The 8,571-nt window shown below is 70.8% G+C and carries 7 protein-coding genes and 2 pseudogenes; 5 read left to right on the top strand and 4 right to left on the bottom strand.

The features are described from left to right. Nucleotides 1-548: 548 nt before the first annotated feature. Both dnaK and MET9862_RS27235 read left to right on the top strand, forming a co-directional pair. A complete protein-coding gene (gene dnaK / locus MET9862_RS27240) occupies nt 549-2,471 on the top strand; it encodes a molecular chaperone DnaK (protein ID WP_142586054.1) in 1,923 nt (640 codons plus the stop codon). A 149-nt stretch (nt 2,472-2,620) separates the two neighbouring features. Beyond that, entirely contained in the window at nt 2,621-2,890 is a 270-nt protein-coding gene (locus tag MET9862_RS27235) for a hypothetical protein (protein WP_142586053.1), read from the top strand. 126 nt (nt 2,891-3,016) lie between these two features. Here the strand turns inward: MET9862_RS27235 and MET9862_RS27230 are convergent, their stop codons facing one another. The 4 genes from MET9862_RS27230 to MET9862_RS27215 all read right to left on the bottom strand — a co-directional run bounded on the left by MET9862_RS27230 (nt 3,017) and on the right by MET9862_RS27215 (nt 6,631). Continuing rightward, nucleotides 3,017-3,454, bottom strand: a complete 438-nt coding sequence (locus MET9862_RS27230) for an NfeD family protein (protein WP_185157025.1) — start codon at nt 3,452-3,454, stop codon at nt 3,017-3,019. 1 nt (nt 3,455) lies between these two features. Next, nucleotides 3,456-4,436: an SPFH domain-containing protein gene (locus MET9862_RS27225; protein WP_142586052.1), complete on the bottom strand. Its 981-nt coding sequence runs from the start codon at nt 4,434-4,436 to the stop codon at nt 3,456-3,458. 63 nt (nt 4,437-4,499) lie between these two features. Beyond that, a complete protein-coding gene (locus MET9862_RS27220) occupies nt 4,500-5,663 on the bottom strand; it encodes a thermonuclease family protein (RefSeq protein WP_142586051.1) in 1,164 nt (387 codons plus the stop codon). Between the two features lie 149 nt (nt 5,664-5,812). Further along, complete coding sequence (locus tag MET9862_RS27215) at nt 5,813-6,631, bottom strand: hypothetical protein (RefSeq protein ID WP_142586050.1); 819 nt, start codon at nt 6,629-6,631, stop codon at nt 5,813-5,815. Nucleotides 6,632-7,073: 442 nt separating this feature from the next. Between MET9862_RS27215 and MET9862_RS27210 the strand changes: the two genes are divergently transcribed. From MET9862_RS27210 to MET9862_RS30675, 3 genes and pseudogenes are all read left to right on the top strand, one after another. Next, nucleotides 7,074-7,946, top strand: a complete 873-nt coding sequence (locus MET9862_RS27210) for a lipid kinase (RefSeq protein WP_244612933.1) — start codon at nt 7,074-7,076, stop codon at nt 7,944-7,946. Between the two features lie 119 nt (nt 7,947-8,065). Continuing rightward, a pseudogene (locus MET9862_RS27205) lies at nt 8,066-8,473 on the top strand (TerC family protein); the annotation flags it as partial. After that, nucleotides 8,473-8,571 (top strand): annotated as a pseudogene (locus MET9862_RS30675) (sodium/proton-translocating pyrophosphatase); the annotation flags it as partial. The pseudogenes MET9862_RS27205 and MET9862_RS30675, both read left to right, overlap by 1 nt.

Raw genomic sequence — 8,571 nt, 5'->3', positions numbered from 1 at the left:
CGGCGCGGTCGGCACGCCGCGCGGCGGGACGGGGGGCCGGGCCGCGCGGCCGATCCCGAACAGCTCCTCGAAGAAGTTCTGCGCGCGGGCGGCCGGCGCGAAGCTCGTCGCGGCACCCAGGCACAGGAGCGGGATCAGGAGACTGCGGGTCGGACGCATCGAGTCCTTCGAGCGGGTGGGCCGAGAAGCGGGAAGCCGCACGCGAACGTTAACACGCCATCGATGGCGCGGGCGTGGCAGCGCGGCAACAAAATGCACGGCACCCATCCCCGGGACGACGCCGCCAGGACATCGATATCCCTGGCGCCGCAAAGGGATGCGGCCTGGTGCAGGAAGTGGGCACGGGCCGTGCGGCTTCGCCTTGCGGCCGGAAAGTCGCCTCCTTATATCCGCTCCGACGCGGGATTAAGCGCGGGTTTTTCGCCGTCTGCGGCCCTTGATCCGCTCCCCCTCCCGTACGCACATCACCTCACGTCGCACCGCCATGGGCCGAGCTGCTTCGGGGCTCGGCGGTCTGCTTGAATACGAACCAACAGAGGGATCCCACCATGGGTAAAGTCATCGGCATCGACTTGGGCACCACGAATTCCTGCGTGGCCGTCATGGAAGGCACGCAGCCCAAGGTCATCGAGAACTCGGAAGGCGCCCGCACCACGCCGTCCATCGTCGCCTTCACGGATGAGGGCGAGCGCCTCGTCGGCCAGCCGGCCAAGCGCCAGGCGGTCACCAATCCGGAGCGCACCTTCTTCGCCATCAAGCGCCTCATCGGCCGCACCTACGACGACCCGATGACGCAGAAGGACAAGGGCCTCGTGCCCTACAAGATCGTCAAGGGCGACAACGGCGACGCCTGGGTCGAGGCGGACGGCAAGAAGTACTCGCCCTCCCAGATCTCCGCCTTCACCCTGCAGAAGATGAAGGAGACCGCCGAGTCGCATCTCGGCCAGCCGGTCACGCAGGCCGTGATCACGGTTCCCGCCTACTTCAACGACGCCCAGCGCCAGGCCACCAAGGACGCCGGCAGGATCGCCGGCCTCGAGGTGCTGCGCATCATCAACGAGCCGACCGCCGCCGCGCTGGCCTACGGCCTCGACAAGAAGAAGTCCGGCACGATCGCGGTCTATGACCTCGGCGGCGGCACCTTCGACGTCTCGATCCTCGAGATCGGCGACGGCGTGTTCGAGGTGAAGTCGACCAACGGCGACACCTTCCTCGGCGGCGAGGATTTCGACAACCGCGTGGTCGAGTACCTGACGAGCGAGTTCAAGCGCGAGCAGGGCATCGACCTGACCAAGGACAAGCTCGCCCTGCAGCGCCTCAAGGAGGCGGCCGAGAAGGCCAAGATCGAGCTGTCCTCGGCCACCCAGACCGAGATCAACCTGCCCTACATCACCGCCGACGCGACCGGGCCGAAGCACCTCGCGCTGAAGCTGTCGCGCGCCAAGTTCGAGAGTCTCGTGGACGACCTCGTGCAGCGCACGATGGAGCCCTGCCGCAAGGCGCTCAAGGATGCCGGCGTCTCGGCCTCCGAGGTGGACGAGGTGGTGCTGGTCGGCGGCATGACCCGCATGCCGAAGGTCCAGGAGGTGGTGAAGTCCTTCTTCGGCAAGGAGCCGCACAAGGGCGTGAACCCGGACGAGGTCGTGGCCATCGGCGCCGCGGTGCAGGCGGGCGTGCTCCAGGGCGACGTGAAGGACGTTCTGCTCCTCGACGTCACCCCGCTCTCGCTCGGCATCGAGACGCTGGGCGGCGTGTTCACCCGGCTCATCGACCGCAACACCACCATCCCGACCAAGAAGTCCCAGGTCTTCTCCACGGCCGAGGACAACCAGAACGCGGTCACCATCCGGGTCTTCCAGGGTGAGCGCGAGATGGCGGCCGACAACAAGCTGCTCGGCCAGTTCGACCTCGTCGGCATCCCGCCGGCCCCGCGCGGCATGCCGCAGATCGAGGTGACCTTCGACATCGACGCCAACGGCATCGTCAACGTGACGGCCAAGGACAAGGCGACGAACAAGGAGCACCAGATCCGCATCCAGGCGAGCGGCGGCCTCTCGGACGCCGACATCGAGAAGATGGTCAAGGACGCCGAGGCCAATGCCGAGGCGGACAAGAAGCGCCGCGAGCTCGTCGAGGTGAGGAACCAGGGCGAGAGCCTCGTCCACTCCACCGAGAAGTCGGTGAAGGAGTACGGCGACAAGGTCTCCCAGGCCGATCGCGACGGCATCGAGACCGCGATCACCGCGCTCCGGACCGCGCTCGAGGGCGAGGATGTCGAGACCATCAAGGCCCGCACCACGGACCTGATGCAGGCCTCGATGAAGCTCGGCGAGGCGATGTACGCCGCGAGCCAGGCGGCCGGTCCGGACGCCGCTGCGGCGGGCGCTCAGGGCGCGGAGGCCAAGAAGGACGACGTCATCGACGCCGACTTCCAGGAGGTCGACGAGAAGGACCAGAAGAAGCGCGCCTGAGGCGCCCTTCGCCATCCTGATCGAGAGGGGCCGGAGCGATCCGGCCCCTTTCTTTTTGCCGGCTTCATATTGCTCGGCCCCCGCACCGAACGATCGCACCGTCCCGGCGTTGGCCTGTCAGGACACGCCATCGGAAGGGACGATCCGCCATGCGAACCACGCTCGCTCTCGCCGCCGCCCTCGTCGCGCTCCCGGGCCTTGCTCTCGCCCAGACCGCGCCGGGCGGGACGGCCGCCCCCGGCGCCGCGCGCACGGTGCCCGACCGCTCGACCACGATGGACGGGCCCGGCAACAGCACAGGCACGGTGAATCCACCCGGCCGCGTGGGCGGGCCCGGCAATATGGGCGGCGGCACCGGCCGGAGCGAGAATACCGGCGTCGGTCTCGGCAACCACGGCGCCACCCAGGCGCCGCGCTAGAGCATCGTCCGCGGACGTGGGCACCGGTTCCGCGAAGGAGAATGAGGCCCACTCAATCAGAGAGAGCATCGTCCATAATCCAGGGATCATGGACGATGCTTCAAGCACGGCGGCGGTCGGGGCCTACTACGCCGCCACCACCGTCAATACGGTCCCGGCAAGGCCGACGATCCGTACCCGGGCGCCCGCCGGCAGATCCGGCCCGCTGACCCGCCAATAGGTGTCGTCGAGGCGCAGCGCTCCGGCGCCGCCGACGATCGCCTCGGCCAGCACCGCCTCGCGCCCCACGAGTCCGCGGTCGGCCCGGTTGAGGACCGGCTCCGCGCGGCGCCGGTTCAGGCGCGTGGCGAGCGCGACGCTTCCCAGCGACAGCACGGCCCAGACGAGAAGCTGCGCCTGCCAGGGCATCGGGACCAGCGCGGTGCCGAGACCGGTGAGCAGCGCGGCGAGCCCGAGCCAGATCAGGAAGATGCCCGGCAGCAGGATCTCGGCGCCCGCCAGCATGAGGCCGCCGGTGATCCAGAGCCAGGCCGGCCCCAGGGCGGCTGCGACATCGGCCAGCATGTCAGGACCGCGGCGGGGTGGCAACGTTCGGCGGTTGGCCGGCGCGGCGGGGCGCGGCCGCCTCGCCGAACGCGCCCCGCGCGATCTCCGCGATGCCGCCGAGGGTGCCGGCGAGTGCCGCAGCCTCGACGGGGATCACCACGACGCGTTGGTTGGGCGCCGTGGCGAGTGCCTTCACCGCCTCGATATACTTCTCGGCGACCAGGAAATTAGCCGCCGAAAGATCGCCTTGTGCGATGGCCTCGCTCACGAGGCTCGTCGCCTTGGCCTCGGCCTCCGCAGCGCGCTCGCGGGCCTCGGCGTCGCGGAAGGCGGCCTCGCGCCGCCCCTCCGCCTCGAGGATTGCTGATTGCTTGCGCCCCTCCGCCCGCAGGATCTCGGCTTGGCGTTGCCCCTCCGCCTCCAGCACCGAGGCGCGCTTCTCGCGCTCGGCCTTCATCTGCCGGGCCATGGCGCCGGCGAGGTCGGCGGGGGGCACGATGTCCTTGATCTCGATGCGGGTCATCTTCACGCCCCACGGCGAGGCGGCCGCATCCATCACCCGCAGCAGGCGCTCGTTGATCTCGTCACGGTGCGACAGGAGCTGGTCGAGGTCCATCGAGCCGACGACGGTGCGGATGTTGGTCATCGTCAGGGTCATCATCGCGACCTCGAGGTTCGAGACCTCGTAGGAGGCGCGCGCTGCGTCGAGCACCTGATAGAACACCACCGCATCGATGGTGACGCCGGCATTATCGCGGGTGAAGGCCTCCTGGCTCGGGACCTCGATCACCTGCTCCATGATGTTGACCCGCCGCCCGATCCGCTCGACGAAGGGCGTGATCAGGCCGAGCCCGGCCTCGAGGTTGCGCGCGTAGCGGCCGAAGCGCTCCACCGTGTAGACGTAGCCCTGCGGCACGATGTTGATGCCGGCCGCGAGCGTCATGATCACGAGCACCGCCACGACGACGGCAAACACGCTCAAGCCAACCGACAGATCCATCGCCCCATCCCCGCTCCCGCCCGCATAGAGGCGGAGCGGAGGCGGACGCGCAAGGGGCTCCGGTCAGCGCTTCCAGACGCCCAGGCGCTCGCTGCGGGCATGGTCCTCGGCCGCGACGAGCTCGGGCGTCGCCTCGGGCGAGGCACGTCCGCCGCCGTTGAACAGCACCACCTCGGAGAGGTCGCGGCCCTCGATCTGGCAGAGCTGGTTCTCGCTGCCGGGAACGGGCTGGCAGGTCACGGGCCGGTTGTTGATGTAGCGGGTGAGTTCCTCGGCTTGGCCGCCGCGCACCCATTCGACACCGAACAGGCGCACCAGCTTGCCGTTGAGCCGCAGCGTCGCGGTGTCGATCACCTGAACCTGGCCCGTGACGGCATTGGGGGCCGGGCGCGGCTGCTCCGGCATCTCGGTGGGCGTCTCCGATTCGGGCGGCGGCTCGGCGGGCCGCGCGGCGGACGGCCTGTCGGAGGGCTTATCCGCGGGCTTGGCGCCCTGCGGGGCCGCAGCGGTCCGGGTCGACGCCTCGTCCGGTTCGCCGCCCTCGCGCAGGCCGACGACGAGGCCGGCTGCCACGATCATGGCGAGCAGCGCGCCGGCCCCCCCCGCGATCCAGCGGCGCTGCGTATGGTCGCCGAAAAGGTCCCGGAGCCCGGTGCCGCGAAAGCCGCCGCCCGGGCGGTGCGTCTCGACGCGCGCGCGAAACGCGGCGAAGCCCGCGGCGGCCGATTGCGCGAAAGCCCGCCCCTGCTCGGACGAGCGCTCGGCGAGGACACGGGCGCGCTCCGACTGAGTCTCGACGAAGCGCGCGGTGGCGGCCCGCATCTCGGACGCACCATGGGCGAGCGCCGATTCGCGAGTCTGCTCGGGCGCGGGCTCCGGCTCGGGGGGCAGGGACGGCAGGAACAGGGCGGGATGGCGTGCGACGATCTCGTCGACGAGATCGGCCAGCGTCAGAGGCCGGTCAGCGCCGTCCGTCGCCTCGTCCGGATGCCGGCGCGGCTCCCCATGCCGATCAACCACCCGGTAGCCCGGCTCGCCCTCGGCGGGCTCGACCGCGGCGGTGGCCATGAGCTCAAGGGTGCGCAGGGCCACGGGCTTCGGGCGGCGGCGCTCGATCTCCGCGCGGATCCTGTCGCGCAGGGCTACCCGCTCGATGCCGTCGAGGAACGGGCGAGCCGGCTTCGCGCCGTCCGCCTCCGCTGCCGATACCGCCTCTGAGACTGCCATGGGCCCGGTCTAGAGCATGACGCGCGAAAGGGGAATGCCGGTCTCCCGAAACATCATGCGTTCACAAGGAGATAGAGCGCTGTTCGGGAGACCTGTGGGCTCGCGAAGATGGTGCGATCGCAAGGGGATAGGCTCTCCGTGGTGGGCACTCAGACGCTCCGGCCGGCAGGGGCCAGCGCGCTCAGCCCGCTGCCCCGGCGCAGGACGCGGCTCGTCTCCGAGACGATGATCGGCCGCGGGCCGGCGAGGCTGACCTCCAGGACCAGCTCGGCGAGGCCGCGCGAGACGGTGCCCCGATCGGGGCTGGCGGCGCGGAACTCCACCTGGGCGCGCACGATGCAGGTGCCGAGCGCCCCATTGCAGGCGGTGCGCATGCCCCGCGGCTCGTAGCTGCGGTCCGGCCAGCGCCGGACGAAGCTGCGCTTCTCGGCCATCAGCGCCGCCAGGGTCATCTCGCGGCCGAAGAAGCGCACGCGCGGCGCATAGAAGCGGGGCACCTCGTTCACCATGCGCAGCCCCGGCGCCGAGACCACGTCGAGATAGTCGGCCGCGAGCGCCTGCGCCGCCCCGGCCCAGTCGGTCAGGCGCGGCTCGGGCGCGGCCGCGGTGGGGGGAGCCGCCTGAACCGGCGGTGCGGCCGGCGGGGTCTCCGCGAGACGGCGGGCCGGGCGGCGGTGACGGACCGAGCGCCGCTCGGCATGGCGCCCCGACGCTTCGGCCGCCTGTCGCGTGCCGGTATCGGGTGCGGCCTGCGGGGCCTCGGCGGCGGGAGGCGGCGCCGATTGCCGCTCGGCCCGCGGCGCCTTGGGAGCCGCGTCCGGCGCCGCTTCGGGCTTGGGCGCGGGGACCGGTCCGGATCCGCGCGCCGGTGGATCGACCCAGCCCGACTGGGCGAGCGCCGGCACGAGCCCTCCCCCGGAGAAGAGGAGGCTCAGGGCGACGAGGCTGGCAGGACGGACAGGGCGCATGGGGATCACCGGAGCGGCCGAGCGGGAGGATGCCGGGGTGGCGCCCGGGAAGGCGCCGAAAGGACATGCCGGAGGAAACGCGGGCGGGGGAGCGCGGGGTTCCGACCGCCGCCTTCCTAGCAGAAGCCCGCGCCGCGACGGCGGCGATTCGGGGATCATGCCCGACATCCACCGCCGTACCGCTGCGCCGGGAATTCACGGGGACGGGGTTGCGCTCGGCCGCCTCACGCCCAAGTTTCTCCTCAACCCGGGTCCGGGCCCCTCTGGCGGTCGAGGCGTCGACCGTGATGTCGGACCGCTTCCCTGCCTTCGCTCACGCGGCGCGAACGCACCGGAGTGCCCGACCCTTGATCGTTTCCCCGATTCCGTTCGACCGGCCCGGTCTCCGCACGGGAGCCCGGCCGTGAGCGCGGGCGGCGTGACACCGCGGCGCGCGCTGCTGATGTGCAACGCGAAGGCCCGCAACGGCAGCTTCTCCCTTGACGCGGTGCGCGAGATCCTGCGCCAGGGCGGCATCGAGCCGGTCGAGGTCTCGGGCGACTGCACGGACGTCATCAAAGCCCATGCCGACCGCGTCGATCTCGTGATCCTGGGGGGCGGCGACGGCACCATGAACGCGGCCGCCGCCGCCCTCGTCGAGACCAAGCTGCCGCTCGGCATCCTGCCCCTCGGCACGGCCAACGACCTCGCCCGCTCCCTCGGCATCCCCCTCGACCCGCTCGCCGCCGCGCGCCTGATCACCACGACGCAGGCGCGGCCGGTCGATCTCGGCTGGGTCAACGGGCACTACTACTTCAACGTGGCGAGCATCGGCTTCTCGGCCGAGCTCGCGGGCGAGCTCACCGCCGAATCGAAGAAGACCTGGGGCGTGCTCGGCTACGCGGTCGCCGCCGTGCGCGTGCTGCGCCGCGTGCGGCCCTTCACGGTCACCATCGAACATGACGGGCAGGTCGAGAAGGTCACCACCATCCAGGCCTCGGTCGGCAACGGGCGGCACTACGGCGGTGGCATGACGGTGGAGGAAGGCGCCACGGTCGATGACGGCAAGCTCGACTTCTACAGCCTGGAGGTCGCCCATTGGTGGCGCCTGCTCGCGCTGCTGCCGGCTTTGCGCCGCGGCACGCACGGGCGCGCGCAGGACGTGCGCGCCTTCAAGACCACCGAGGTCCGCCTCACCACGCGCAAGCCCCGGCCCGTGAACACGGATGGCGAGCTCACCACCTACACGCCGGCTCATTTCAAGGTGGTGCCGAAGGTGCTGCGGATCTTCGCGCCCGAGTCCGAGGCGCGGCCGGGCCGGTTCCTGCCGATCTAGAGACACTCGCCCGGGGAACGGCCCGGTCGCGATTTCCGGGCGAGGCCCGACAGATCCTTGTTCGAGACGTCACGGCGGTTCCTGCCGCCGGGCAGATTCAGGATGCGGAGATCCAATCCATGCTCGAGTCCCTGACCCAACTGGCGGCGGATCCCGCCGTCTGGGCCGCGCTCGCCACCCTCGTCGTGATGGAGGTGGTGCTCGGCATCGACAACCTGATCTTCATCTCGATCCTGACGAACAAGCTGCCGCCGGAGCAGCAGCCGAAGGCCCGCCGCATCGGCATCGGCCTCGCCCTGGTGCTGCGGCTCGCGCTGCTCGGCGCCGTCGCCTTCATCGTGCACCTGACCGAGCCGGTCTTCACGGTGTTCGGCAAGGCCTTCTCCTGGCGCGACATCATCCTGATCGCGGGCGGCCTGTTCCTGCTTTGGAAGGCCACCAAGGAGATCCACGAGAGCGTCGATCCGAGCCCGGAGGAGGACAAGGGCGCTTCCTCCATCAGCTACGCCGCGGCGATCGGCCAGATCCCTACCTGTTCGGCGGCATCGCCATGACCGCGGTCGGCCGTGCGGCCGGTGCCGTGGTCGAGGAGGTGCGTCGCCAGTTCCGCGAGAAGCCCGGCATC

Origin of the sequence: Methylobacterium symbioticum (assembly GCF_902141845.1) — a bacterium.
GTDB classification, from domain to species: Bacteria; Pseudomonadota; Alphaproteobacteria; order Rhizobiales; family Beijerinckiaceae; genus Methylobacterium; species Methylobacterium symbioticum.
The sequence above is the reverse complement of the archived record's forward strand: the minus strand, read 5'-3'. Positions and strand labels throughout refer to the sequence as shown.